The organism is Mameliella sp. LZ-28, from assembly GCF_012274245.1.
GTDB lineage: Bacteria > Pseudomonadota > Alphaproteobacteria > Rhodobacterales > Rhodobacteraceae > Antarctobacter > Antarctobacter albus.
On the sequence record NZ_JAANYX010000009.1, the window covers coordinates 37,424 to 61,044 of the forward strand.

The 23,621-nt window shown below is 67.0% G+C and carries 25 protein-coding genes; 13 read left to right on the top strand and 12 right to left on the bottom strand.

Annotated elements, in window-relative coordinates; translation table 11 throughout:
- Window positions 1–25 precede the first annotated feature (25 nt).
- The 5 genes from G9Q80_RS05825 to G9Q80_RS27835 all read left to right on the top strand — a co-directional run bounded on the left by G9Q80_RS05825 (window position 26) and on the right by G9Q80_RS27835 (window position 5,046).
- Entirely contained in the window at window positions 26–892 is an 867-nt protein-coding gene (locus tag G9Q80_RS05825) for a CPBP family intramembrane glutamic endopeptidase (RefSeq protein ID WP_229754875.1), read from the top strand.
- A 137-nt stretch (window positions 893–1,029) separates the two neighbouring features.
- The gene (accD, locus tag G9Q80_RS05830; protein ID WP_043146039.1) at window positions 1,030–1,971 is read left to right on the top strand and encodes an acetyl-CoA carboxylase, carboxyltransferase subunit beta; all 942 of its coding nucleotides are present in this window, start codon (window positions 1,030–1,032) and stop codon (window positions 1,969–1,971) included.
- Between the two features lie 28 nt (window positions 1,972–1,999).
- A complete protein-coding gene (locus tag G9Q80_RS05835) occupies window positions 2,000–3,283 on the top strand; it encodes a bifunctional folylpolyglutamate synthase/dihydrofolate synthase (RefSeq protein ID WP_088671596.1) in 1,284 nt (427 codons plus the stop codon).
- A 190-nt stretch (window positions 3,284–3,473) separates the two neighbouring features.
- Window positions 3,474–4,103: a rhodanese-like domain-containing protein gene (locus G9Q80_RS05840; protein ID WP_043146034.1), complete on the top strand. Its 630-nt coding sequence runs from the start codon at window positions 3,474–3,476 to the stop codon at window positions 4,101–4,103.
- A gap of 28 nt (window positions 4,104–4,131) precedes the next feature.
- Window positions 4,132–5,046 (top strand): LysM peptidoglycan-binding domain-containing protein, encoded by a 915-nt coding sequence (locus G9Q80_RS27835; protein ID WP_198550044.1) that lies wholly within the window; start codon window positions 4,132–4,134, stop codon window positions 5,044–5,046.
- 86 nt (window positions 5,047–5,132) lie between these two features.
- Here the strand turns inward: G9Q80_RS27835 and zapE are convergent, their stop codons facing one another.
- Window positions 5,133–6,188 carry a cell division protein ZapE gene (gene zapE, locus G9Q80_RS05850; RefSeq protein ID WP_069210743.1) on the bottom strand — a complete coding sequence of 352 codons (1,056 nt, stop codon included), beginning with the start codon at window positions 6,186–6,188 and terminating at the stop codon, window positions 5,133–5,135.
- A 113-nt stretch (window positions 6,189–6,301) separates the two neighbouring features.
- Here zapE and G9Q80_RS05855 point away from each other — a divergent pair, with 113 nt between their 5' ends.
- Together G9Q80_RS05855 and G9Q80_RS05860 are read left to right on the top strand one after the other, a co-directional pair.
- Complete coding sequence (locus G9Q80_RS05855; protein ID WP_069210742.1) at window positions 6,302–7,018, top strand: leucine-rich repeat domain-containing protein; 717 nt, start codon at window positions 6,302–6,304, stop codon at window positions 7,016–7,018.
- A 90-nt stretch (window positions 7,019–7,108) separates the two neighbouring features.
- Window positions 7,109–8,350, top strand: coding sequence for an MFS transporter (locus G9Q80_RS05860; protein WP_043146031.1), 1,242 nt, complete (start codon window positions 7,109–7,111; stop codon window positions 8,348–8,350).
- Window positions 8,351–8,426: 76 nt separating this feature from the next.
- Here G9Q80_RS05860 and G9Q80_RS05865 read toward each other — a convergent pair whose 3' ends face one another.
- The 7 genes from G9Q80_RS05865 to G9Q80_RS05895 form a co-directional block, all read right to left on the bottom strand.
- Window positions 8,427–9,341 (bottom strand): alpha/beta fold hydrolase, encoded by a 915-nt coding sequence (locus tag G9Q80_RS05865; protein WP_088716781.1) that lies wholly within the window; start codon window positions 9,339–9,341, stop codon window positions 8,427–8,429.
- Window positions 9,338–10,246 carry an ornithine cyclodeaminase family protein gene (locus tag G9Q80_RS05870; protein ID WP_088716780.1) on the bottom strand — a complete coding sequence of 303 codons (909 nt, stop codon included), beginning with the start codon at window positions 10,244–10,246 and terminating at the stop codon, window positions 9,338–9,340. The genes G9Q80_RS05865 and G9Q80_RS05870 overlap by 4 nt, the downstream gene beginning before the upstream one ends.
- Window positions 10,243–10,863 (bottom strand): HAD family hydrolase, encoded by a 621-nt coding sequence (locus G9Q80_RS05875; protein ID WP_043146026.1) that lies wholly within the window; start codon window positions 10,861–10,863, stop codon window positions 10,243–10,245. Before G9Q80_RS05875 ends, G9Q80_RS05870 begins: the two co-directional genes overlap by 4 nt.
- Window positions 10,860–11,315: a YaiI/YqxD family protein gene (locus G9Q80_RS05880; protein ID WP_088716779.1), complete on the bottom strand. Its 456-nt coding sequence runs from the start codon at window positions 11,313–11,315 to the stop codon at window positions 10,860–10,862. The genes G9Q80_RS05875 and G9Q80_RS05880 overlap by 4 nt, the downstream gene beginning before the upstream one ends.
- 48 nt (window positions 11,316–11,363) lie before the next feature.
- Window positions 11,364–12,194, bottom strand: a complete 831-nt coding sequence (gene fghA / locus G9Q80_RS05885) for an S-formylglutathione hydrolase (protein ID WP_088716778.1) — start codon at window positions 12,192–12,194, stop codon at window positions 11,364–11,366.
- A 33-nt stretch (window positions 12,195–12,227) separates the two neighbouring features.
- On the bottom strand, window positions 12,228–12,842 hold the full coding sequence (locus tag G9Q80_RS05890; RefSeq protein ID WP_088716777.1) for a TetR/AcrR family transcriptional regulator: 615 nt from the start codon (window positions 12,840–12,842) through the stop codon (window positions 12,228–12,230).
- A 68-nt stretch (window positions 12,843–12,910) separates the two neighbouring features.
- Window positions 12,911–13,075, bottom strand: a complete 165-nt coding sequence (locus G9Q80_RS05895) for a hypothetical protein (RefSeq protein WP_157903885.1) — start codon at window positions 13,073–13,075, stop codon at window positions 12,911–12,913.
- Window positions 13,076–13,251: 176 nt separating this feature from the next.
- On the opposite strand from G9Q80_RS05895, the gene mbfA reads away from it, so the two are divergent.
- The 6 genes from mbfA to G9Q80_RS05925 all read left to right on the top strand — a co-directional run bounded on the left by mbfA (window position 13,252) and on the right by G9Q80_RS05925 (window position 19,095).
- The gene (gene mbfA / locus G9Q80_RS05900; RefSeq protein WP_043146017.1) at window positions 13,252–14,226 is read left to right on the top strand and encodes an iron exporter MbfA; all 975 of its coding nucleotides are present in this window, start codon (window positions 13,252–13,254) and stop codon (window positions 14,224–14,226) included.
- A 181-nt stretch (window positions 14,227–14,407) separates the two neighbouring features.
- Window positions 14,408–16,141: a dihydroxy-acid dehydratase gene (gene ilvD / locus G9Q80_RS05905; protein WP_088716776.1), complete on the top strand. Its 1,734-nt coding sequence runs from the start codon at window positions 14,408–14,410 to the stop codon at window positions 16,139–16,141.
- 22 nt (window positions 16,142–16,163) lie between these two features.
- Entirely contained in the window at window positions 16,164–16,844 is a 681-nt protein-coding gene (locus G9Q80_RS05910; protein WP_232788320.1) for a dihydroxy-acid dehydratase, read from the top strand.
- 96 nt (window positions 16,845–16,940) lie between these two features.
- A complete protein-coding gene (locus tag G9Q80_RS05915; protein WP_269799322.1) occupies window positions 16,941–17,702 on the top strand; it encodes a DUF6478 family protein in 762 nt (253 codons plus the stop codon).
- Window positions 17,703–17,721: 19 nt separating this feature from the next.
- Window positions 17,722–18,102: a hypothetical protein gene (locus G9Q80_RS05920; RefSeq protein WP_088716774.1), complete on the top strand. Its 381-nt coding sequence runs from the start codon at window positions 17,722–17,724 to the stop codon at window positions 18,100–18,102.
- A gap of 78 nt (window positions 18,103–18,180) precedes the next feature.
- A complete protein-coding gene (locus G9Q80_RS05925; protein ID WP_052244822.1) occupies window positions 18,181–19,095 on the top strand; it encodes a DMT family transporter in 915 nt (304 codons plus the stop codon).
- Window positions 19,096–19,150: 55 nt separating this feature from the next.
- Here the strand turns inward: G9Q80_RS05925 and G9Q80_RS05930 are convergent, their stop codons facing one another.
- Genes G9Q80_RS05930 through G9Q80_RS05945 form a run of 4 tightly spaced genes read right to left on the bottom strand, consistent with a single transcriptional unit; the run spans window position 19,151 to window position 23,569 of the window.
- Window positions 19,151–20,467, bottom strand: coding sequence for an NAD(P)/FAD-dependent oxidoreductase (locus G9Q80_RS05930; protein WP_088716773.1), 1,317 nt, complete (start codon window positions 20,465–20,467; stop codon window positions 19,151–19,153).
- The gene (locus tag G9Q80_RS05935; RefSeq protein ID WP_043146005.1) at window positions 20,464–21,282 is read right to left on the bottom strand and encodes an ABC transporter permease; all 819 of its coding nucleotides are present in this window, start codon (window positions 21,280–21,282) and stop codon (window positions 20,464–20,466) included. The genes G9Q80_RS05930 and G9Q80_RS05935 overlap by 4 nt, the downstream gene beginning before the upstream one ends.
- On the bottom strand, window positions 21,279–22,169 hold the full coding sequence (locus G9Q80_RS05940) for an ABC transporter permease subunit (protein ID WP_043146003.1): 891 nt from the start codon (window positions 22,167–22,169) through the stop codon (window positions 21,279–21,281). Before G9Q80_RS05940 ends, G9Q80_RS05935 begins: the two co-directional genes overlap by 4 nt.
- Entirely contained in the window at window positions 22,169–23,569 is a 1,401-nt protein-coding gene (locus G9Q80_RS05945; RefSeq protein ID WP_088716772.1) for an ABC transporter ATP-binding protein, read from the bottom strand. Before G9Q80_RS05945 ends, G9Q80_RS05940 begins: the two co-directional genes overlap by 1 nt.
- Window positions 23,570–23,621: the final 52 nt, after the last annotated feature.

The window sequence follows — 23,621 nt, forward strand, 5'->3', positions numbered from 1 at the left end:
CATGGGCTACAGGCGGCACCAGTTCATGACCCTGCCGGCCGAGGGCCGCGCCGAGCTGTGGCGGCTGGCTGTCGGGCTGGTGCTGATCGTGGTGATCTGGTTCGCCCTGGCGCGCGGCGTGATCGCGGTGCTGGGCAGCCTGATGGCGGATGACGCCTACCTGACCTTGCTGGACAACCTGCAGAGCGGCGACACCCCCGGCAGCCTGACCCTTGTGCTGCTGCTAAGCGGGGCGCTGTGGATCGCCGCGATGGCGGTGGCCGAAATCCTGCACAAGCGGCCGGGGCGCAGCCTGCTGGGCCCCTGGCCGCTGTTCTGGCGCGATTTCCTGCGGGTGACATGGGCGGTGGCGCTGCTGAACGCCGCGCTGTTGCTGTTGCCGCCCTGGGACTTCCACGCATCGACGGTGCCGGGCCTGCCCGCGAACACCTGGATGCTGTTCCTGCCGACGACCCTGGTGGCCGTGCTGGTCCAGACCGGCGCCGAAGAGGTCTTTTTCCGCGGTTATTTCCAGTCGCAGTTGGCGGCGCGTGTCCGGCATCCGTTGATCTGGCTGGGCCTGCCTTCCGTGGTTTTCGGCTTTGGCCACTACCTGCCGGGGGTCTATGGTGGCAATGCGGCGCTGATCGCGGCCTGGAGCGCGCTGTTCGGGCTGGCGGCGGCGGACCTGACGGCGCGGGCAGGCAACCTTGGTCCGGCGATCGGGCTGCATTTCGTCAACAACTTCATGGCCTTCGCGGTGACCTCGATGCAGGGGGACATGTCGGGCCTGGCGTTGCGGCAGATGCCCTTTGGGCCCGGCGACGAGGCGGCGGTGGCGGCGGTCTTGCCGCTGGACCTGGCGCTGATCGGGGTCAGCTGGCTGGCGGCACGGGTGGCGCTGCGGCTGTAGCGGGCGGCGGGGTGAACCCCGCCCTACGCCCGTGGCAGGGGTTTGCCTGCGCGGGCGGGGCCGCTGGCTTTGGCTGATTGCAATTCCGGGGCGGCTTGCCTATTTCTCGCCCATCCTGGAACCGGCGCGAGCACTTCATGAACTGGATCACCAATTACGTCCGCCCCCGGATCAACTCGATCTTTTCGCGCCGCGAGGTGCCGGAGAACCTGTGGTCCAAGTGTGACGGCTGTGGCACGATGCTGTTCCACCGCGAGATCAGCGACAACCTGAACGTCTGCACCAATTGCGGACATCACATGCACATCACGCCGCGCGACCGATTCCTGGCTCTGTTCGACGGCGGCGTGTTCACCGAGGTCGCGGTGCCGGAACCGCTGGCCGACCCGCTGCATTTCCGCGACCAGAAACGATACCCTGACCGGATGAAGGCCGCCCAGAAGGCCACCGGCGAAAGGGAGGCCATGCTGGTGGCCGCCGGAGAGATCGGCCGCACGCCCATCGTGGCCGCCGCGCAGGACTTCAGCTTCATGGCGGGGTCGATGGGGATGTATGTCGGCAACGCCATCATCGCCGCCGCGCAGGAGGCGGTAAAGCTGGGCCGCCCGCTGGTGCTGTTTTCCGCCGCCGGGGGCGCGCGGATGCAGGAAGGCATCCTGAGCCTGATGCAGATGCCGCGCACCACGGTTGCGGTGCAGATGCTGCGCGAGGCGGGGCTGCCCTACATCGTCGTGCTGACCCATCCGACGACCGGCGGCGTGACCGCATCCTATGCGATGCTGGGTGACGTGCAGATCGCCGAGCCGAACGCGCTGATCTGTTTTGCCGGGCCGCGGGTGATCGAGCAGACGATCCGCGAAAAGCTGCCCGAGGGGTTCCAGCGCGCGGAATACCTGCTGGAACACGGGATGCTGGACCGGGTGACGGACCGCCGCAAGATGCGCGAAGAGCTGATCGTCATCACCCGCATGCTGATGAAGATGCCGCCGGCGACCTGGGGCGACCTGCCCGCACCCGGCCCGGACGATCTGAAGCCCGCCGCCGAGCCGAACGCGGCACTGGACGATTCCGCGGAGTGATCTCCGCCTTTCGATAGGTTCTCCCAAGATGACCGTAGCCGCGCCTGGGTCCGACCAGTTGCTGCAGCGCATGATGACGCTGCATCCCAAGATCATCGACCTGACGCTTGACCGGGTCTGGCAGCTGCTGGAGGCCCTGGGCCACCCGGAGGAAAAGCTGCCGCCGGTGATCCACCTGGCGGGCACCAATGGCAAGGGATCGACCCAGGCCATGATCCGCGCCGGGATCGAGGCGGCGGGGCAGACCTGCCACGCCTATACCTCGCCCCACCTGGCACGGTTCCACGAACGCATCCGCCTGCGCGGCGAGCTGATTTCCGAACAGGCCCTGACCGAGGTTCTGGATGAATGCGTGAGTGCCAATGGCGGCGCGTCGATCACCTATTTCGAGATCACGACCTGCGCCGCCATCCTGGCGATGAGCCGGGTTCCGGCGGATTACGTCTTGCTGGAAACCGGGCTGGGCGGGCGCCTGGACGCAACCAACGTGGTGGCGCGTCCGGCGGCGACGGTGATCACGCCGATCTCGATGGACCATGAACAGTACCTGGGCGACACGCTGGCGCGGATCGCCGGGGAAAAGGCCGGGATCATCAAGCGCGGCGTGCCCTGCGTGGTCGGCCCGCAACCGGACGAGGCGCTGGAGGTGATCGAGGCGCGGGCCGAGGCGCTGGGCGCGCCCTTGCTGGCGCAGGGGCAGCACTGGCACGCCTGGGAAGAGCGCGGACGGCTGGTGTTCCAGGACGAGAACGGCCTGCTGGACCTGCCAATGCCGGCGCTGCCGGGCGCCCACCAGATCGAGAATGCGGGCGCGGCGCTGGCGGTGCTGCGGCTCCTTGGGCTGGGCGAGGCGGCTTTTGAAGGCGCCATGACCCAGGCGACCTGGCCCGCGCGGATGCAACGGCTGCGGCAGGGGCCGCTGGCCGAGATGGCGCCCGAGGCGGAGTTGTGGCTGGATGGCGGGCACAACCCGGCGGCAGGCAAGGCGCTGGCCGCGCACCTGGGCGGCCTGCCAGAACGTCCGACCCACCTGATCTGCGGGATGCTGAACACCAAGGATGCGCGCGGCTTCCTGACCCCGCTGGCGGCGGTGGCGGACAGCCTGACGGCGGTGAACATCCCCGGCGAGGCCAACACCCTGTCCGCCGAGGACACCGCCCGCATGGCCGCGGACTCGGGCCATCGGGCCTTGATGGCCGAGGACGTGGGCGCGGCCCTGCGGGCCATCGTGGCAGAGACGCCGGAGGCACGGGTGTTGATCTGCGGATCGCTGTACCTGGCCGGCTCCGTCCTGCGCGACGGGATGAGCTGACGCGGCGGCATGTGCCGCCACGGATCACGCCGAATCAGGTTCTTGATTCGGCTTGATTTCCCCAGAAAGTTGTAGGCCGCGAATCACTTTGTCTTGACTGATTCGCGGGGCGTTGCCTATATTTGCCCAAGCTGCCACGCCGAAACACACGGGGATGACGTGTTTCGCCGTATCTTGGGGACAATTCGAAATGCTGCACAAAATGCGCCGCGCATTTGCGCTCGGACTCTGTCTGCTTGCCGCGCCCGCCCTTGCCCAGGACGTCAAGATCACGCCGGACGCGGCCTATCGGTCGATCTGGGTCAACGGCGAGAACATCGTGATCGAGCGCATCCAGGATACCTCGCACCGGCTGGAAACCGAATTCACCAAGACCTCGCGGCCCTGTCCCCCGTTCTGCATCCACCCGATTTCCGCCGGCAAGGGCGTGACCACCGTGGGCGAGATCGAGGTGATGGATTTCCTGGAAACCAAGGTGTCCAAGGGGTCGGGCCTGCTGATCGACAGCCGGCTGCCGGAATGGTTCGCCAAGGGCACGATCCCGGGGGCGGTCAACGTGCCCTTTTCGACGCTGGAGCCGGAAAACCCCTACCGTGACCAGATCCTGGAGGCGCTGGGCGCCCGCAGGCTGGGCAGCCGCTGGGATTTCTCGGATGCGCTGGACCTGCTGATGTTCTGCAACGGGCCGTGGTGCGACCAGAGCCCGCGCGCGATCCGCAACCTGACCGACGCGGGCTATCCGCCCGAGAAGATCCAGTATTATCGCGGCGGGATGCAGCTGTGGCTGCTCCTGGGCCTGACCGTCAAGGTTCCGGCCTGATGGCCGCGCAAGGGGGAGGGGGCGGCAGATGATCCGGATCATCCTGTTCAGCATCGCGTTCGTGGCCGTGACCGCCGCCCTGATCGTGTTCCAGCCGGGGGCCGCGCATATCCGTGACCGGATGGCGGCAGAGCCGGACTTGGTGACACGCGCCGCGCCGGCGCCCGATCCGTTGCCGCGTGCGCTGGCCCGGTCGGTCGAGGCGCCGCAGGCGGCGGCCCCGGCTCCGTCGGCGGATGTGACGGCGGTCCTCTCCGCCCTGGTGCGCGAGGCGCAGAAGCCGGCGGGCACGGCCCCGGCTCCGACACCGCAATCGAACCCGGCGCTGGCGATTGCGGCGGCGGTCAAGGCCGCGCAGGCGCCGGCGGGTGATCCGGCGTTCACGACCGCGCTCTTGTCCGAACTGGGCAAGGCCCCGGCGGCGGGCGCCGAGGGGGACGCGCTGATGGCCATGACGCAGGACGTGTTGGCCAACCTGACCGGCGATGCCAAGGGCGCCGGTGCGCCGGACTCCGGCGATCTGCAGACGCTGGTGGTGCAGGCCCTGCGGCAGGGGCAATCGGATGCCTACCTGGACGCGCTGCTGAACGAGGCGCGCGACAGCGGCCGGATCGCGGTGCCCGAGGCGCTGATCACCTCGGACGGCAAGGTGGACACGACGACCCTGCTGGCGACCCTGGTGCAACGCTCGGTGGGGGCGACCAAGGTTCCGGCGGACAGCGGGCTGGCGGGGGTCGAGCCGGAGGTGACGCGGCCCCGTGCCCGTTCCCTTGCCCGGGCCGAGGTCTATACGGTGCAGCCGGGCGACAGCCTGGCGGCGATTTCCTACCGCTTCTACGGCGACACGATGCAGTACACGGTGATCTACGACGCCAACCGCGACAAGATCACCACTCCGGACAAGATCCGGGTGGGCCAGCAACTGACCATCCCGGTTTTGTGACCAAGAAGACTACAGGCAAGCAACGAGCATAAGACTGGGGCCGGTTCTGCCGGCCCCATTTTTTTGCGCCCTTGGGGGGACCTGTGTCAGGTGGACCATTCGGCGGCCTGCATCTCGCGCAGGCGGCTGGCGGTGCGTTCGAACTCGAAACTGCCCTCACCCTCGACATAGAGCATTTCTGGCTGCGCTGCGGCAGAGGCGATCAGCTTGACCCGCGCCTCGTAGAGCGTGTCGATCAGGGTGACGAAACGCTTGGCTTCGTTGAAGTTGCGGCGCGACAGTTGCGGGATGTTCTCGATGATCAGGACACGCACGCTTTCGGCCAGCTTGAGATAGTCGGCGGGGCCCAGCATCCGGCCGCAGAGGTCAAAGAAGGAGGCCCGCGCGACACCGTTGTGATAGCGCGGCAGTTCCACCTCGCGGCCCTTGACGTGCAGGGTCAGGGTTTCCTCAAGTCCGTGAGTCAGCTCTTCCCACAGGGCGTCGATCTGGCTGCGGGCCTCGGCATTGGCGGGGGTGAAAAAGACCTGCGCGCCGGCCAGCCGGTCTTGCCGGTGGTCGCGGTCCGAGGCCAGCTCGCGCACCACCATGCGCTCCTTGAGGAAGGCGATGAAGGGCAGGAACAACTGCCGGTTCAGGCCATCCTTGTAGAGATCGTCCGGCAAGCGGTTCGAGGTGGTGACGACGGTTGTGCCGCCGTCGAACAGCGCCTCGAACAGGCGGCCCACGATCATCGCGTCGGCGATGTCGGTGATCTGCATCTCGTCAAAGGCCAGCACGCGCACCTTGTCGCTGATGTCCTTGGCGACGGGCTTGATCGGGTCCTCGGCGCCCTGGCTGCGCAGGGCGTGAATCGCGGCCTGGACCTCTTGCATGAAGGCGTGGAAATGCACCCGGCGCGCGGGCACGTCCAGCGTGTCGACAAAGAGATCCATCAGCATGGACTTGCCCCGGCCGACGCCGCCCCAGAGGTACAGGCCCTGCGGCGCCTCGATGGTCTTGCGGAAAAAGCCGCGCTTGACCGGCTGCGCCAGATCGGTGCGCAGCCGTTCCAGTTCGGGCAGGACGGCGGTCTGCGCCTCGTCCGGCTTGATCTTTCCCGACGCGACGCGGGATTGGTAGACGTCTGTGACAGTGGCCATGCCCTCGCATAGCCAATGCGCGGGGCCTTGTGTAGAGGCGCCGTGCAGCTTGCGGGGGGACAGGGCGGCGTGGCAGGGTCGCTCGGTGGCGGTGACAGGCAGGGGGGACGCGGATGGAGGACGAGGAACGGCTGGCGGATGAGCTGCGCGAGGTGCTGCAGCACGTCAAGATGAACCGCCGCGACGGCCTGTCCTTTCTCAACCTCTCGAACCCCTGGTTCCTGGCAGAGCTGCCCGACTGGCTGGGTCGGCTGGACTGGATCACCTGGCTGGACCTGGAGGGCACGCGGATCACCGACCTGGCGCCGCTGGCCCGCCTGACCCGGATGGAGAAGCTGGACCTGCGGGGCACGCCGGTCACGGACCTGTCGCCGCTGTCGGGCATGACCCACCTGCGCAACCTGTTCCTGGAGGGAACGGAGGTCGTGGAGCTGTCGCCCCTGGCGGGCCTAGGGCGGTTGCAAGAACTGTGGCTGGACGGCACCGCCGTCACCGACCTGACGCCCCTTGCGCGGTGCCGAGGGCTGCGCCAGCTGTCGATCCGGCGCACCGGGGTGACGGACCTGTCGCCGCTGAAGGGGCTGCCGGAGCTGGCGGTGCTGGATCTCACCGGATCGCAGGTGCAGGACCTGCGCCCGGTCCTGGGCCTGCCAGCGCTCTGCGAAGGCGAGGGCGAGGTGGGCATTTCCTTCGAGGAGACGCCCGCCGCCCTGCGTGACCGGGCACTGGCACGGATCGCAGAGACCGAGGACCCGGAGGTGCGGGCCAGCGACCTTGTCGATCACCTGACCGGCGGCGCGCGGCTGACCGGCTGGCGCGGCGACGCATAAGGAATTCTGAACCGAACCATCACGCATTCGAGTTTGACGCCGGGCGTCGAACGGGCGACTTCTCGGCGCCCGTGTTCCGGAGGTTTCATCATGTCGTCCCGTGCCCCGCTTTTCACCCCGGTCCTGATCGTCGGCTGCATCATCATCCTTGTCAGCTTTGCCGTCCGGGCCAGTTTCGGGGTCTTCCAGATCCCTATCGCCGAGGAATTCGGCTGGGCCCGGGCCGAGTTCAGCCTGGCCATCGCGATCCAGAACCTGGCCTGGGGCATCGGCCAGCCGCTGTTCGGCGCCTTTGCCGAGCGGTTGGGCGACCGGGTGGCGATCATCCTGGGCGCGGTGATGTATGCCATCGGTCTGGTGCTGTCGGGCCTGTCGAACGATCCGTTTTCGCTGCAGGCGCTGGAGGTGCTGGTGGGCTTCGGCATCGCGGGCACCGGCTTCGGCGTGATCCTGGCGGTGGTTGGCCGGGCGTCCAGCGCCGAGAACCGGTCGATGTCGCTGGCGATTGCCACGGCGGCGGGCAGCGCCGGACAGGTGGTTGGCGCGCCGGTGGCCGAGGCGCTGCTGGGGCTGATGGCCTGGCAGATGGTGTTTTTCGTCTTCGCCGGCGCGATCCTGGCGGTGCTGCTGACCCTGCCCCTGATGCGGGCGCCGGCGGCCTCGAAAACCGAGATCGAGGAAAGCATGGGCGTGATTCTGCGCCGGGCGTTCCGCGATCCCTCTTTCTCGCTGATCTTCATCGGGTTCTTTTCCTGCGGCTACCAGCTGGCCTTCATCACGGCGCATTTCCCGGCGCTGGTGACGGAGATGTGCGGGCCGATCGCCGTGGGCGGCACGCTGCATTCGCTGGGGGTGACGACGACCTCTGCGCTGGGGGCGGCCTCGATCGCGCTGATCGGGCTGTTCAACATCGCCGGGACGCTGACGGCGGGCTGGCTGGGAAATCTCTTTCCGCGCAAGTACCTGCTGGCGCTGATCTATACCGCGCGCACGGTGGTCGCCGCGGCCTTTATCCTGATGCCGATCACCCCGGGCAGCGTGCTGGTCTTTTCGGCGGTGATGGGCTCGCTCTGGCTGGCGACGGTACCGCTGACCTCTGGCCTGGTCGCGCATCTTTACGGGCTGCGCTACATGGGCACGCTGTATGGCGTCGTCTTCTTCAGCCACCAGGTCGGCGGGTTCCTGGGGGTCTGGCTGGGCGGGCGGCTGTATGACGCGACCGGGGATTACACGATGGTCTGGTGGATCGGCGTGGGCGTCGGTGCGCTGAGCGCGCTGGTGCACCTGCCGATCCGGGAAAACCGGGCGTTGCCAGTGCCTGTGACGGCCTGAGGACAAGGGGGGCGCTGCCCCCCGGCTCTGCGAGCCTCCCCCGGAGGTATTTTCGGCCCAAAGAAACGCCGGGTGGTCAGAGGTCGAGCGCGCGGGCGAGTTGATCCGTGTGGGTATAGGTGAGGCCGTGGCCGGCGCCGTCGATGACCTCTTGCCGGGCGGTGCGGTTCCACTGGGTCAGCGTGTCCAGGGCGCTGAGCGGGATCACCTTGTCCTCGCGGCCCCAGACCGCCGTGACGGGTATCCCGGCGCCGGCGATTTTCCGGTGTTCCTCTTGCAGGGGCGCGCGCAGAACGCCGCGCAGCGAGGACAACACCGAACGCAGGAAGCCGCGCCGGTCGAGCTGGGCCAGTTGCAGGTCCGCGATTCCCTGAACCGAAGAGGGCAGGGCGCGCTCTGCCTCGATGCCCGCACGCAACTGGCGGGGATAGCCCATGTGGAAGAGCCAGTCACCCAGGATGGGCACGCCGGTGGTGAAGCGGGCGATCGGCCCGAGATCGTGGCCCATGCCGGCGGGCGCCACGAGGGCCAGCCGGTGCACGCGGTCCGGATGCGCGGCGGCAAAGCAGGTGACGATGGCGCCGCCCATCGAGTAGCCCATAAGGGTCACGGGCGTGTCGATCCCCTCATGCTCCAGCAGGTCGGACAGTTGCCGGGTGAAGAAGGCGCCGGTCTGGCGGCCGCGCGGCGCGTCGGAAAAGCCGCGCCCGTAGAGATCGTAGCTGAGCACCTGCGCCCCGGCGGCGGTCAGGTGCGGGATCAACCCGCGCCAGACGAAGGAAGGGGTGGTCAACCCGTGGACGCAGACGACGACCGGAGCGTCCTCGGGGCCGGACCACTGGTAATGGGTGCGCCCCTGGGACAGTTCGGCGAATTGCCCGGGGGCGCTGATCTGCAGGTCGGGGGTTCTTTGGCGGCGGGTTTCGCGCCAAGCGGGCAGGGTGGCGGCGCCGAGCGCGGCAAGCGCCAGCGCGCCGCCGAGCAGGGTCATGCCGCTTGCCAGGCGTCGAGGATGTAGCGCGCGCACATCAGGTCGAGATGCGCGCCGCCACCGTTCTTGAACAGGGTGATTTCTTCGTCGCTGCGGCGGTGGAAGAGTTCCGGCGCATAGTAATCCGCGACGATGTCATGGCCGGTGATCAGCCCGTTGGTGAAGGGGATCTTGAGCTCTCCGATATGGGCCAGCGTGGTGTCGTAGCTGTCGACAAAGAGCCGCGCGCGCTTGATGGCGGTGTCGTCGGCCTCGCGCATGTCGGGGCGGTAGGCGCCGATCAGGTCGATGTGCTGGCCGGGGCGGAACCAGTCGCCTTTCAGCAGGGGGTTGGTGCTCATGGTGGCGGAGGTGACGATGTCGGCCGCGCCCACCGCCTGTTCAAGATCCTCGGCCCAGGCGATGCCGCGCTCTTCGGCGAAGGCGCGGGCCTTGTCGGGGGTGCGGTTCCAGACGGTGAACTCGGCCTCGGGGAAACCGGCGGAATAGGCCTGGTGCAGGGATGCGCCCACCGTGCCCGCACCGACGATCAGGATCTTGCGGCTGTCGGGGCGGGCCAGTTTCAGCGCCGCGCAGAGGCTGTCGCCGGCAGTCTTCCACTTGGTGACGAGGTGGAAATCCACCACTGCGCTCAGGCTGCCGTCACCGTCGTCGAATAGGTTCACCGCGCCGCCGATCATCGGCTTGCCCTTGCCGGGGTTGCCGGGAAAGACCGTGGCCGCCTTGACCGCGATGCCCAGCCCGTCGATCCAGGCCGAGCGGTTCAGCAGCGTGTCCTTGCCGCGGTAGAGAAAGACATCCTCGATTTCCGCCTTGGGCAGTTGGTGGCCCGCATCGAAGGCCCGCGCAAGGCCAAGCCAGTCGAGGTTTTTCTCGCCTTCGTCGAAAGGGATGATGGTGGTCATTGCGCCTCGCTTTCAGTCAGCAGGCCCTCGGCGACGAGCCTTTGCGCCCAGCCGTCGGGTCCGGTGAAATGATGGGTGTGCCAGCCGCGCGCGGCGGCGGCGGCGATGTTGTCGGCGCGGTCGTCGGTAAAGAGCAGCGCCTGACCGGGCAGGCCAAGTTGCGTTTCGACCTGTTGGTAGATCTCGGGCTCGGGCTTGATGACGCCCATGTGGCCGCTGACGAAAGCCTGATCGAATTCGTTCAGGAAGTCATAGGCCGGAGTGGCGATTTCCCATGTGCCGATGCCGAAATTGGTCAGCGCGTGGACCGGCGTGCCTTTGGCCCGCAGCGCCCGCATCACGCGGACGGAACGGGGAATGGCGGGTTTCGCCATTTCCAGCCAGTCGTCGTGCCAGAGGCGGATTTCCTCGCCCCATTCCGGGGTTTTCTCTGCCCAGTCGTAGACCGTGCCGCGAAAATCGCCGCCGCGGTCGATCACGTCGTTCATGCCGTGAAGGTCCAGTTGGGCAAACATGGCGCGGCGCCGGTCCTCGCCGATCCGTGCGTCGTAGTAGCGTTCGGGCTGCCATTCGATCAGCACGTTGCCGATGTCGAAGATCACCGCCTTGATGGTCATGTCCTTGTTTTCCCTGCCTGCCGGACGGCCCGTTCCAATGCGTCGAGGAAACGGCTGCGGTCGGCCTTTGTAAACCCCTTGCCCGAGCCCGGCCGAAAGGGATCGGCGGCGCGCAGATCGCTCATCAGGTCGCGCATGGCCAGTTGCGCGCCGATGTTGGCCTGCGTCAGCGCAGAGCCGTCCGGGCGCAGCACCTGCGCGCCTGCCTCGACGCATTTGGCGGCCAGGGGGATGTCATTGGTGATGACCACGTCGCCGGGGCCGGCGCGGTCGGCGATCCACTTGTCGGCCTCGTCGGGGCCGTCGGGGACAATCTGCAGGCTGACCAGCGGGTTGCGCGAGGGGCGCAGCCCGCCGTTGGCGACCAGCACCATCGCCAGCCTGTGCCGGGTGGCGACGGTTTCGGCCTCTGCCTTGACCGGGCAGGCGTCGGCGTCGACGTAAAGCGTCATCGCAAGGCCCCGCCCGGAAGGAGGTCCCGGCGCAGGGCCGGGACGGGGTCACGCATGGAGCGCCTCGGAGTGGAAGGCGACATGGTCTTCCATGAAGGTCGAGACGAAGAAATAGCTGTGGTCATAGCCTTTCTGCATCCGGAAGACGCCATCCTGGCGGCGGGCGGCCATCGCTTCGGCCAGGCATTCGGGTTTGAGCAGATCGAGGAACTGGTCATCGCCGCCCTGGTCGATCAGCACCGGCCCGTCAAAGCCCTTGTCCCGCATCAGCAGGGTGGAATCATGGGCCGCCCAGGTCGACTCATTCGCGCCCAGGTAGGCGCCCAGCTGCTTGCGGCCCCAGTCGCTGGCGGAGGGATGGGTGATCGGCGCAAAAGCCGAGACGCTGGCGAAACGGCCCGGCAGGCCCATCGCCAGGGTCAGCGCGCCATGCCCGCCCATCGAGTGCCCGGTGATCGCCTGCCGCCCCATGTCGAGCGCGAAATTTTCGCCCACCAGCGCAGGCAGTTCCTCTGCCACGTAGTCCCACATGTTGAAATGCGGCGCCCAGGGGGCCTCTGTCGCGTTGACGTAGAAACCGGCGCCCTTGCCCAGGTCATAGGCCTCGTCGTCGGCCACATCGTCGCCGCGCGGCGAGGTGTCGGGAAAGATCAGCGCCAGCCCGTGTTCGGCGGCCCAGCCCTGTGCGCCCGCCTTGACCATCGCGTTTTCATGCGTGCAGGTCAGCCCGGAGAGATACCAGAGCACGGGCACCGGCACATGCGCGGCCTCTTCGGGCAGGAACAGGCCAAAGGTCATGTCGCATTTGCAGGCGTCGGAGGCATGCGTGTAAACGCCCTGGGTTCCGCCAAAGCATTTGTTTTCGGATACGGTCTTCATCGTGTCTCCCAGCGCGCCCGCCGGGGGCGCTTGTCATGTTCCGTAGCGTGCCATGAAGGTTTCGACGGCACCATCCACGACTCGTGCGATGTCGTCATCGCTGAAACTGGACTGAATGCCAAATATGATCTTGGGCCAGAGGTCCGCCTTGCAGAGTTCCGCGAACTGGTCCGAGGCAAGGGTCATGTCGTCGATCTGCAACTCGCCGCGCTCGCAGGCGGCGGTGAGGTAGTCGGTCATCACGCGGCGCATGATCATCGGCCCGCTCTGGTAGAACTGGCGGCCAAGCTCTGGGAAGCGGTCGGATTCGGCGACGCAGATCCGGAAGATCCGCTGCCCCATCTCGGAATAGAGAAAGCCCAGGAACTTGCGCCCGGCGCGGGCGAGGACCTCACGCGGGGGGCGGGTGAGGTCCATCGTCAGCAGGGCCTGGTCGGCCTGGTTGCGGCACTGGGCGCTGGCCACCTCGATGAAGAGCAGGCGCTTGTCGGGGAAATAGCTGTAGAGCGTCGCCTTGGAGACGCCCGCCTCGCGCGCGATGTCGTCGACGCTGGCGCCTTCGAAGCCGTCACGCAAAAAGATGTCGCGCGCGCCATCGACCACCTGGTCGAACTTGCGCCCTTTCCGGACCGCCGGTTGTGTGTTCATTGCGCCCCTCTCTTTCGCAGGGTTGATTATAGACTGCTCGGTTCAGTTTGGGCAAGGAATGCGCGGCGTCACTTGCAGACCTGCGGCCCCGCGCAACCCTGCGAGGACATGTCGGGATGCGGCTGTGGCGCGGGAAAGGTGAGGTCGGGCAGGAAGACCGGGCCGACGTCGGCCAGCGCGGGACCGGTGACAAGGGCAGCAGCGGCGGCGAGGGCAAGGAGGATGCGTTTCATGACTGGCTCCATCTTGGAAATCGAACCGAACGGTTCAGTTAATTAAACTATACGGTTTAGTATGATTTGCAAGAGGCAGGCAACGAATGCGGCAGATTGGCCAACCGCGGGACTTGGCGCTTGCGCTTGGGCAAATGCTGACTACTGTTTAGAATAATTCTAAAAAGAGGCCCAACATGCTTTACATGGGAAACCGCCGCCGCTTTCGTGACCTCTCGGAACAGGAAGTGCTGGCACTTGCGATCTCCTCGGAAGAGGATGACGCACGCATCTATCGCAGCTTTGCCGAACGCCTGCGGGCGGACTACCCGGACACCGCGGCGGTCTTTGACGGTATGGCCCAGGAAGAGGACGGCCATCGCCGCGCGCTGATCGACCTGCACAGCGCCCGGTTCGGAGAGGTGATCCCGCTGATCCGCCGCGAACATGTGGCGGGATACTATGCCCGCCGCCCCGTCTGGCTGACCGAAAACCTGTCGCTGGAACGGATCCGCGACGAGGCCGCCAGCATGGAGCGCCAGGCGGAGCGGTTCTATCACATGGCGGCGCAGAACGCGCAGGACGCGGACACCCGCAAGCTGCTGGGTGACCTGGCCGCGATGGAGGCGAAACACGAGGACCGGGCGCACGAACTGGAAGCCGAGCACCTGGGCGGAGAGGCCCGGGACGAGGAAGACGACCGCGCCAAGCGGCAGTTCGTCCTGACCTGGGTGCAGCCGGGGCTGGCGGGGCTGATGGATGGGTCGGTCTCGACCCTTGCGCCGATCTTTGCCACCGCCTTTGCCACCCACGATCCCTGGACGACTTTCCTGGTCGGGCTGGCCGCCTCTGTCGGCGCGGGGATCTCGATGGGCTTTACCGAGGCTGCTTCGGACGATGGCGAATTGTCGGGGCGCGGGTCGCCGACGAAACGCGGCATCGCCTCTGGCGTGATGACCACGGTGGGCGGGCTGGGCCATGCGCTGCCCTACCTGATCCCGCATTTCTGGACCGCGACGACCATCGCCCTGATCGTCGTTTTCATCGAGCTTTGGGCGATTGCCTGGATCCAGAACAAGTTCATGGAGACGCCGTTCCTGCGCGCCACCTTCCAGGTTGTCCTGGGCGGGGCGCTGGTTTTTGCCGCCGGGGCCCTGATCGGCTCGGGGTGACGGATGGTTCGGGGCGGTGGGCGCCGCTCTTTCAGCCAGCTGAAATTCGCCCCGCCCGCCGTCCCACCGGACGCCTGCCGCCGGAGGCCCCGCTGGTATACCAAGCGGCGCTTGACGCTTGTGCCGCTTTCGGGGCTTGGTTATTCCAAGAAAAACCCACTCCACGGGAGGAGCCAAGCCCATGCTCAAGCGTCCATTCGACAAGACCAAACTGCCCAGCCGCCATGTCACCGAAGGCCCGGCGCGCGCACCGCATCGGTCGTTCCTGTACGCGATGGGGCTGACCGAGGAAGAGATTCACCAGCCGCTGGTCGGCGTGGCAACCTGCTGGAACGAGGCCGCGCCCTGCAACATCGCGCTGAACCGGCAGGCGCAGGCGGTCAAGCTGGGCGTCAAGGAAGCCAGCGGCACCCCGCGCGAGTTCACCACCATCACCGTGACCGACGGCATCGCGATGGGCCACGAGGGCATGCGTGCCTCGCTGGCGTCGCGCGAGGCCATTGCCGACACGGTGGAACTGACCATGCGCGGCCATTGTTACGATGCCATCGTGGGCCTGGCGGGCTGTGACAAGTCGCTGCCGGGGATGATGATGGCGATGGTGCGCCTGAACGTGCCCTCCGTCTTCATCTACGGTGGCTCGATCATGCCGGGCCGGTACAAGGGCAAGGACATCACCGTCCAGGATGTTTTCGAGGCGGTGGGCAAGCACCAGGCCGGTGCCAACAGCGACGAGGAGCTGCGCGCCATCGAGAAGGCGGCCTGCCCCTCAGCCGGCGCCTGCGGCGGCCAGTTCACCGCCAACACGATGGCCTGCGTCTCCGAGGCGATCGGCCTGGCGCTGATGAATTCCTCGGGCGCGCCGGCGCCGTATGAAAGCCGCGATGCCTATGGCACCGCGTCGGGCATTGCCGCGATGCACCTGCTGGAACAGAACATCCGCGCGCGCGACATCGTCACGCGGAAATCGCTGGAGAACGCGGCGCGTGTCGTCGCCTGTACCGGCGGATCGACGAACGCCGGGCTTCACTTGCCCGCCATCGCGCATGAGGCGGGGCTGGAATTCTACCTCGACGATGTCTGCGAGATCTTCCGTGACACGCCCTATTTCGTCGACCTCAAGCCGGGCGGCAACTACGTCGCCAAGGACCTGTACGAGGCGGGCGGTGTCCCGGTGGTGATGAAGGAGCTGCGCAAGGCGGGCCTGATCCACGAGGACTGCATGACCGCCAGCGGCCGCGCCATCGGCGAAGAACTGGACCTGATCGAGCGCGAGGCCGACGGCAAGGTGATCTATCCCATCGAGACGCCGATCACCAAGACCGGCGGTGTCGTGGGCCTGAAGGGCAACCTTGCCCCGCAGGGCGCCATCGTGAAAGTCGCGGGCATCGCGGCCGAAGACCAGGTCTTTACCGGGCCGGCGCGGGTGTTCGAATGCGAAGAGGACGCCTTTGAGGCGGTCAAGATGCGCGCCTACAAGGAAGGCGAGGTCATCGTCATCCGCAACGAGGGTCCGGCAGGTGGCCCCGGCATGCGCGAGATGCTGGCCACCACGGCGGCACTGTCCGGTCAGGGCATGGGCAAGAAGGTGGCGCTGATCACCGATGGCCGGTTCTCGGGCGCGACGCGGGGGTTCTGCGTCGGTCACGTCGGCCCCGAGGCGGCGCACGGCGGACCGATCGCGCTGGTGCAGGACGGCGACGTCATCACCATCGACGCGGTGAACGGCGCTATCTCCGTCGACCTGACCGACGAGGAACTGGCCGCCCGCAAGGACGCCTGGTCCGGCCCCAGGGAGACGATTTACGCCTCCGGTTCGCTGTGGAAATACGCGCAACTTGTCGGCGAGACCTACAAGGGCGCGGTGACCCATCCCGGCGGCGCCGCCGAGAAACACGTCTACGCGGATCTCTGACCCGGTGGCGGCGCGCAGCCTCATGACGTGCGCCGCCGGCGCGCTGTTCCTGGCCGGTTGTCTAAACACCCTGCCGGGGTCGAACCCAGATGGCGCCGACGCCGAGGCGCGCGCGGGTCTTGCCGCCTTCTTTGCCGGAGGGGGCGGGCAACGGCGGGCACCGCTGGCCAAGGCCAGCCTTGCCGGGGGCGATGTGGTGGTTGCCGGGCCCGATGGCTATTGCCTCGACCCGGAGTCCAAGCGCGCGGGGCCGGAACGCGGGTTCGCGGTCATCGCCTCGTGCCATATCCTCAGCGGCGGACAGGCGGGGCGTCCGGTGGCGCCGGTGCTGGTCACCGTCACGGTGGGGCCGCGCGGCGATACCACGGACCTGCCCACGCCGCAGGCGCTGGCGCAGGCGGCGGGGTCCGAACTGCTGGATGGCGATTCGCGGCGGGGCCGCGTCACGGCGCATCTTTCCAGCGGCGGCGACACGATGTTCGAGGGCAGCGACCCGCGCTATTGGCGGGCGGCCTTCCTGCAGGGCGGGCGCCTGGTCGGGCTTGCGCTTTACGCCCCGCGCGGCAGCGCGCTGGCGGGCGACCGGGGCGAGGCCATGCTTGGTCGGGTCAGGGACAATATTTCGCGTCTCAGCCCCAAGGAGGCCAGTGCCGCGCAGCCGAAACCGGCAAACGGCATGCTGGGGCGTTTATTCAATCGTTAGGATTTGCCAGAATAGTTTCCGATACGGAAACCATTCCCCGTGACCATCGCGCCCCGGCGTGACAGGTCAGGGGCGCAAGGGAACACGGGGGCGACAGTGCAGGACTGGTTGAGCCGGGCAGGCCATGCCGCCATGCTGCGGCGCTGGACACGGCTGGCGCGTGCCGCAGCCGGGATGGACCTGGCCGAATTGCGCCGCCAGAGGGCGCTGGCCCGGCGATTGCGGTCGCGTCTGGACGAGGTCCTGCATGTCGCGGATGCGCGGCTTGCGCTGCCGCAGGTCGGCAACCAGTCCTTTCCGCGTCCCAGGGACGCGGACTGGGCATGGCGCCCCGAGATATGGAGCGGGCCGCTGCCGGTGCAGGGCATCGCCGAGGTCCAGAGCAAGACCCAGCTGGGGCAAGAGGCGCGGCTGTTCCACGATTGCCCGCGATCCGAGATCACGCTGCGCCAGGTCCGCAACCGGCGCGCCGCCGATCTTGCGGCCTACGGGCTGCAACTGGATGTCTTTGGCTTTTCGGGGTCCTATCTGTCGCTGGCGGTGGAACTGCCAGAGGCGGCGGCGCAGGCCTTGTCGAAACAGCACCTGGTGCGGATCGAAACCATCGTCGAGATGGAACGCCCGCTGGAGATCTTTGCCCGTCTGAACGTCAAGCACGGGCCGAATACCGAACAGGTGGTCCGCGAACTGCCGCTGAACGCGGAGACCGTGCAGGTGGAATTCGACCTGGCCTATTCACGCCTGAACGAGAAACGGGTCGAGAAGATCTGGCTGGACCTGATCTTTGAAGGTCCACGGATGAACCAGGTCACCTTGCACGACCTGACCTTCAGCCGCCGTCGCAGGGCGGCGCTGTGACTGCCGGAGGGGCCAAGCCATGAGCGTGTTCACACTGACCAAGACCCGGTTCCGCGATGGCCTTTGGGAGGGGCTCTTGGTGCGGCAGCAGCAGGGCGCCGAACAGGTGCCCGAGATCGTGGCCAGCTTCGAGGACCGCCCGATCCACGGCGTCACCCTGACCGACACCGCCGAGCCGGGCCGCTGGGTCGTCGAGGTGCCCGTCCCGGTCGAGGCCCTGGGCGACGGGGTCAGCACCGTCCTGATCCGCGACGCGCGGGAGGAATGCGTGCTGGCCAGCTTTACCCTGGTCGCGGGTGAGGCGCTAGCAGAAGACATCCGCGCCGAAGTTTCGTTGTTGCGTGCGGAACTGGATCTTTTGAAACGCGCCTTCCGCAAACATTGCCGCGATACCGGTTGACCTGACGTTGGGTTCCAGGGGGCGATTGACCTTCGCTGCGCGCAGGTCCAGTGTTGCGCCATCCCCGAAGGAGCCCCCATGTCCCCGCTGCGTGGCATCGCGCTGAAGCTGACCTCTGTCGTTCTGTTCACCATCATGGCCTCGCTCATCAAGGCGAGCTCAGCCCATGTGCCGACAGGAGAAGCGGTGTTTTTCCGTTCGTTCTTTGCCATGCCGGTGATCGTGGCCTGGCTGGCCATGCGCGGCGATCTCAAGACCGGGCTGAAGGCGAAGAACCCGGTTCTGCACGTCTGGCGCGGGCTGATCGGGGTGACGGCGATGGGCTGCGGCTTTGCCGCGCTGGGGTTGCTGCCCTTGCCCGAGGTGACGGCGCTGGGTTTTGCCGCGCCGATGCTGACGGTGCTGCTGGCCGCTCTGCTGCTGGGCGAGCGGTTGCGCCTGTTCAGGCTGTCGGCGGTCGTGCTGGGGCTGGTCGGGGTCTGCATCGTGCTCTGGCCCCGGCTGACGTTGGACAGCGTGGACGATGCGGCCATGCTGGGGGTGGCGCTGGTGCTGGCCTCGGCGGTGATGCGGGCGCTGGCGCAGATCCAGATCCGCCGCATGGTCGCGGTCGAGGAGACCTCTGCCATCGTCTTCTATTTCTCGCTGACGGCGACGGGGTTTTCGCTGCTGACGCTGCCCTTTGGCTGGGTCGTGCCGGATGCCCATGTGCTGGCGATGCTGGTGGGGGCGGGGCTGATCGGCGGTGTGGCGCAGATCTTCATCACCTCGGCCTATCGTTTTGCCGGGGCAGCGGTGGTGGCGCCCTTCGACTATGCCTCGATCCTCTTCGCGATCCTCTTTGGCTATGTCTTCTTCGACGAGGTGCCCACGGTGATGGTGCTGGTCGGCTCGGCCATCGTGATCGCGGCGGGCGGGATCATCATCTGGCGCGAACGGCAACTGGGCATCCAGCGTGGCAAGGCCCGCCCCAACATGACCCCGCAGGGGTGAGGCGCGGTCCGGGCGCGGCGCCGGCCCCAAGGGAGGCACGCGGTCCGGCAAGGCGCTACAGGTCGAAAGCCTCTGCCATCAGGTAGGCCGGCGCCATCAACAACCGGCGCCGACGACCAAGGGGAAAGCGCGGCGGCGACGTGGCAAGCCAGTTCGGGGCGTCGGGGCGGTCGCCCAACACCTGATCCGCCGCCAGTCGCCCGGCATAGGATCCCATCGCGACCCCGTTGCCGTGAAACCCCAGCGCGGCGAACAGGCCGGGATGATCCGGCACCGGTCCGACGAAGGGCACGAGGTTGCGCATCAGGCAGACAAGGCCGGACCATTCATGCGTGATCTCCACATCCTTCCAGGCCGGGAAGATCCGCGCGAAATCCGCCCGGATGCGGCGCGACAGCCGTGCCTCGGCACCTGGCGTGGCGCGCAGACCGCCGCGCATCCCGAACAGGAACCGCCCGTCGGGCATCTTGCGGAAGTAGTGCAGCAAGAGCCGCGTGTCATAGGCCATCTGGTCCGACCACCAGCCCGCCGCCTGCTGTTCCGCCGCGCTCAGGGGGCGGGTGACGATGACATTGGATTGCAGCGGAAGGGTGCGGGCGCGCAGCCAGGGAGGCAGGGTCTCGTGGCTGTAACCATTGGTGGCCAGGATCACGTTTTGGGCGGTGACGGTGCCGCCATTGGTCGTCAGGCGCCAAAGGTTGCCGTCTCGCTCCATCCCGGTGACGGGACTGTGGGCGAACAGGCGCGCCCCTGTTGCCACTACTTGGCCGGCCAGTGCCGCGTGATACTTGCGTGGGTTCAGGGCAAAGCCGATGGGCAGGGTCATGCCGCCATGCCACGGTCCGCCCAGGCCCCGGGCGGCGAGGTCGTCTGTTGTATGCACTTCTGGCGACACGCCATAGGTGGCGGCGGTCTCCTTGGCCTCCGCGCAGAGCGCGCGGTAGGCGCGGGGCTTGTGCGCCAGCAGGGTTTCGCCCTGTGAATGCCGGTCGACCTGCCAGCCGTGGCGGTCGATCAGTGCTTCGACATGGGAAACGGCGGCTTTCTCGGTCGCGGCCCAGTCCTGCGCCGCGCCTTGCCCGAACCGCCCGTTCAGCAGCGCAGCGGGGGCCTTGCTGCCACCGAGGCAGCAGAACCCGCCGTTGCGCCCGGAGGCCCCCCAACCGGGGTGCTCTGCCTCCAGCACGGCAAGCGACGTGCCGCGCCCGGCCAGGTGCAGGGCGGCGTTCAGACCTGCAAAACCGCCCCCGATCACGGCCACATCGACCGTCAGGTCGCCGTCAAGCCGCGGCCAGTCATCTGGCGTGACCGTATCGGCCCAGAAACAGGCCCCCTGAGGCCCGTAGGCCGCCGGTTCGTAGAGCCGGCTCACGCGGTGCGCTGCGCGGCCTGTTCCTCGCGCCGGCGCTGGACCGCCGCGCGTTTCGACACCAGCGAGGCGGTGATGACACCCACGGTCACGATGCTGATGAGCAGGGTGGAGAGTGCGTTGATTTCAGGCGAGACCCCCAGCCGGACGGCGGAGAAGACCTTGATCGGCAGGGTCGTGGCACCCGGCCCGGTGGTGAAGCTGGCGATCACCAGGTCGTCGAGCGACAGGGTAAAGGCCAGCAGCCAGCCCGAGATCACGGCGGGCGCGATGATCGGCAGGGTGATCAGGGTAAAGCTCTCGAAGGGCGAGGCGCCAAGGTCCAGCGCCGCCTCTTCCAGCGCCTGGTCAAAGGTGCTGAGCCGTGACGAGACCACGACCGAGACGTAGCACATGGAAAAGGTCGTATGTGCCAGCACCACGGTCAGCACGCCCCGGTCCAGCCCGATGCCGATGAACAGCAGCAAGAGCGACAGGCCGGTGATGACTTCCGGCATGACAAGCGGCGCGTAGATCATGCCGGAAAACAGCGTCCGCCCCGGAAAGCGGCCCGCGCGGATCATCACGTAGGCCGCCATCGTGCCCAGCACCGTGGCGATGGTCGAGGAAAAGAAGGCGACCTTGAGCGTGACCCAGGCAGCGTCGAGGAATTCCTCGTTCTGCAGCAGTTCGCCGTACCACTTGGTCGAGAAGCCGGCCCAGACCGTCACCAGCCGGCTTTCGTTGAAGGAATAGACCACCAGCAGGATCATCGGCAGGTAGAGAAAGGCAAAACCCAGGGTCAGCGAGGTGGCGTTGAACCAGCTGAAACGTCTCATCGTCCGGCCTCCCGCGCCTTTTCCTCGGACCGCTGGAACAGCACGATCGGGATGATCAGGATCAAGAGCAGCACCACGGCCACGGCGCTGGCCACCGGCCAGTCGCGGTTCGAGAAGAACTCTTCCCACAGCACCTTGCCGATCATCAGCGTATCCGACCCGCCCAAGAGCGAGGGGATCACGAATTCACCGATGGAGGGGATGAAGACCAGGAAACAGCCTGCCACGATGCCATTGCGCGACAGTGGGATCGTCACCAGCCAGAAGGCGGCGAGCCGGGACGAGCCCAGGTCCTCTGCCGCCTCCAGCAGGCTTTCGTCCATCTTTTCCAGCGCCGAGTAGATCGGCAGGATCATGAAGGGCAGGTAGGTGTAGACGATGCCGATGTAGACGGCGGTGTTGGTGTTCAGGATCGTCAGCGGTTCACCGATCAGGCCGATGCCCATCAGGAACTGGTTCAAGACGCCCTCGGTCGACAGGATGCCGATCCAGGAATAGACCCGGATCAGGAAGCTGGTCCAGAACGGCAGGATCACCAGCATCAGCAGCGTCGGGCGCCATTCATGCGGCGCGCGGGCCATGCCGTAGGCAATCGGATAGCCCACCAGAAGGGTGCAGAGCGTGGCAACGGCGGCGATGCGGACAGAACTGAGATAGGCCTTCCAGTAGAGATCGTCGGTGGTCAGGAAGGTGAAATTCTCGAAGTCCAGCCCGGCAAAGAAGGCCCGTATCCCGGCCCAGCCTTCGTTCAGGTCCAGCTGCGGCGCGTAGGGCGGTCGGGCCAGCGCGATGTCCGAAAGAGAGATCTTCAGGACGATGATGAAGGGCACCAGGAAAAGGGCCAGCAGCCAGAGGTAGGGAACGGCGATCAGGACGGCGCGGCGCATCATTCGTCCTTCAGGATGACGCCGGCGGTGGCGGTGAAGCTCAGCCAGACCTCGTCTTCCCAGGTGATGTCACGGCGCGCGATGCGGCGCGTGTTGGCGGCCTGTGCCTTGACCATGACGCCGCCCTCGATCTCGACGTGATAGGTCGAGATATTGCCGAGGTAGGCGATGTCGATGACCTTGCCTTTCAGCGTGTTCGGAGCTTCTGGGCGGGTCTTGGCAATGCCCAGCTTTTCGGGGCGCAGCGCCAGGACGACCTTTTCGCCGGCAAGCGCGGGATCGCCGTTCGCCGCAATGATCGCTGCCTGCCCCTCGGACCAGTCGATTTCCAGCCCGCCGGGCGGAATATCCTGTGGTTGAGGGGACGGGGCCGGTGTCTCGGGGGCGGCGGGCTTTGGCGCCTCGGGGGCGGCAGGCGGCGGCAGGCGGCGCGGCTCATCCTCGAGCCATTTGCCGAAGATTGGGCTGAGCAGCTTGTCATGCAAGGCCCGGCCAAGGGTGTTGGGCTGCGGTGCGGCGCGTTCGGGCGCGGGGGCGCTGGCCGTTTCCCTGGGCGCGGGCGCCGGTTTCGGCTCTGGTTCCGGCTTGGCCACCGTTTCGGGTGGGGTGTCCGTCGGCCGGGCCCGCGCCGTGCCGCGGATCAGGTTCACATCACCGATGAAATCCGCGACATAGACCGAATTCGGCGCCTCGTAGATCACGTCGGGCGTCGCCACCTGGACAATGCGGCCCTCGTCCATCACCGCGACCCGGCTGGCCACGGTCATCGCCTCTTCCTGGTCGTGGGTGACGATGATGAAGGTGGTGCCGGTCTTTTCCTGGATGTCCATCAGCTCGAACTGCGTTTCCTCGCGCAGTTTCTTGTCGAGCGCGCCCAGCGGTTCGTCGAGCAGCAGGAGCTTTGGCGCCTTGGCCAGGCTGCGGGCCAGGGCCACGCGCTGACGCTGGCCGCCGGAAATCTGGTGTGGCTTGCGTTGGGCAAAACGGTCAAGCCGCGTCAGCCGCAGCATTTCCTTCACCCGCGCGTGGATCTCGTCCTTGGGCTTTTTCTCGCGGCGCAGGCCAAAGGCGATGTTGTCGTAGACCGATAGGTGCGGGAACAGGGCGTAGCTCTGGAACATCATGTTCACTGCCCGCTTGTTCGGAGGAACATGGCCGATATCGACGCCGTTCAGCAGGATCTGGCCTTCGGTCGGTTCCTCGAACCCGGCCAGCATGCGCATCAGGGTGGTCTTGCCGCAGCCCGACGGCCCGAGCAGGGCAAAGAATTCGCGTTCGTAGATGTTCTGGGTGAGGTCGTCGATGGCGGTGAAATCGCCGAAACGCTTGGTCACGCCCTTGAACTGGATGAGGGGTTTTGCCTCTGGATCATTCCAGGGGGCAAAGACGGATTCGGCCATGATAAGTCACCACGCAGAAGGCGGACCGCGCCCTTGGGACGCGGTCCGGATT

Bases quoted from the DNA above. Each gene is read 5' to 3' on its own strand.
- G9Q80_RS05825 (WP_229754875.1), top strand. From the start codon at position 26: ATGACCCTGCCGGCCGAGGGCCGCGCCGAGCTGTGGCGGCTGGCTGTC.
- accD (WP_043146039.1), top strand. From the start codon at position 1,030: ATGAACTGGATCACCAATTACGTCCGCCCCCGGATCAACTCGATCTTT.
- G9Q80_RS05835 (WP_088671596.1), top strand. From the start codon at position 2,000: ATGACCGTAGCCGCGCCTGGGTCCGACCAGTTGCTGCAGCGCATGATG.
- G9Q80_RS05840 (WP_043146034.1), top strand. From the start codon at position 3,474: ATGCTGCACAAAATGCGCCGCGCATTTGCGCTCGGACTCTGTCTGCTT.
- G9Q80_RS27835 (WP_198550044.1), top strand. From the start codon at position 4,132: ATGATCCGGATCATCCTGTTCAGCATCGCGTTCGTGGCCGTGACCGCC.
- zapE (WP_069210743.1), bottom strand. From the start codon at position 6,188: ATGGCCACTGTCACAGACGTCTACCAATCCCGCGTCGCGTCGGGAAAG.
- G9Q80_RS05855 (WP_069210742.1), top strand. From the start codon at position 6,302: ATGGAGGACGAGGAACGGCTGGCGGATGAGCTGCGCGAGGTGCTGCAG.
- G9Q80_RS05860 (WP_043146031.1), top strand. From the start codon at position 7,109: ATGTCGTCCCGTGCCCCGCTTTTCACCCCGGTCCTGATCGTCGGCTGC.
- G9Q80_RS05865 (WP_088716781.1), bottom strand. From the start codon at position 9,341: ATGACCCTGCTCGGCGGCGCGCTGGCGCTTGCCGCGCTCGGCGCCGCC.
- G9Q80_RS05870 (WP_088716780.1), bottom strand. From the start codon at position 10,246: ATGACCACCATCATCCCTTTCGACGAAGGCGAGAAAAACCTCGACTGG.
- G9Q80_RS05875 (WP_043146026.1), bottom strand. From the start codon at position 10,863: ATGACCATCAAGGCGGTGATCTTCGACATCGGCAACGTGCTGATCGAA.
- G9Q80_RS05880 (WP_088716779.1), bottom strand. From the start codon at position 11,315: ATGACGCTTTACGTCGACGCCGACGCCTGCCCGGTCAAGGCAGAGGCC.
- fghA (WP_088716778.1), bottom strand. From the start codon at position 12,194: ATGAAGACCGTATCCGAAAACAAATGCTTTGGCGGAACCCAGGGCGTT.
- G9Q80_RS05890 (WP_088716777.1), bottom strand. From the start codon at position 12,842: ATGAACACACAACCGGCGGTCCGGAAAGGGCGCAAGTTCGACCAGGTG.
- G9Q80_RS05895 (WP_157903885.1), bottom strand. From the start codon at position 13,075: ATGAAACGCATCCTCCTTGCCCTCGCCGCCGCTGCTGCCCTTGTCACC.
- mbfA (WP_043146017.1), top strand. From the start codon at position 13,252: ATGCTTTACATGGGAAACCGCCGCCGCTTTCGTGACCTCTCGGAACAG.
- ilvD (WP_088716776.1), top strand. From the start codon at position 14,408: ATGCTCAAGCGTCCATTCGACAAGACCAAACTGCCCAGCCGCCATGTC.
- G9Q80_RS05910 (WP_232788320.1), top strand. From the start codon at position 16,164: ATGACGTGCGCCGCCGGCGCGCTGTTCCTGGCCGGTTGTCTAAACACC.
- G9Q80_RS05920 (WP_088716774.1), top strand. From the start codon at position 17,722: ATGAGCGTGTTCACACTGACCAAGACCCGGTTCCGCGATGGCCTTTGG.
- G9Q80_RS05925 (WP_052244822.1), top strand. From the start codon at position 18,181: ATGTCCCCGCTGCGTGGCATCGCGCTGAAGCTGACCTCTGTCGTTCTG.
- G9Q80_RS05935 (WP_043146005.1), bottom strand. From the start codon at position 21,282: ATGAGACGTTTCAGCTGGTTCAACGCCACCTCGCTGACCCTGGGTTTT.
- G9Q80_RS05940 (WP_043146003.1), bottom strand. From the start codon at position 22,169: ATGCGCCGCGCCGTCCTGATCGCCGTTCCCTACCTCTGGCTGCTGGCC.
- G9Q80_RS05945 (WP_088716772.1), bottom strand. From the start codon at position 23,569: ATGGCCGAATCCGTCTTTGCCCCCTGGAATGATCCAGAGGCAAAACCC.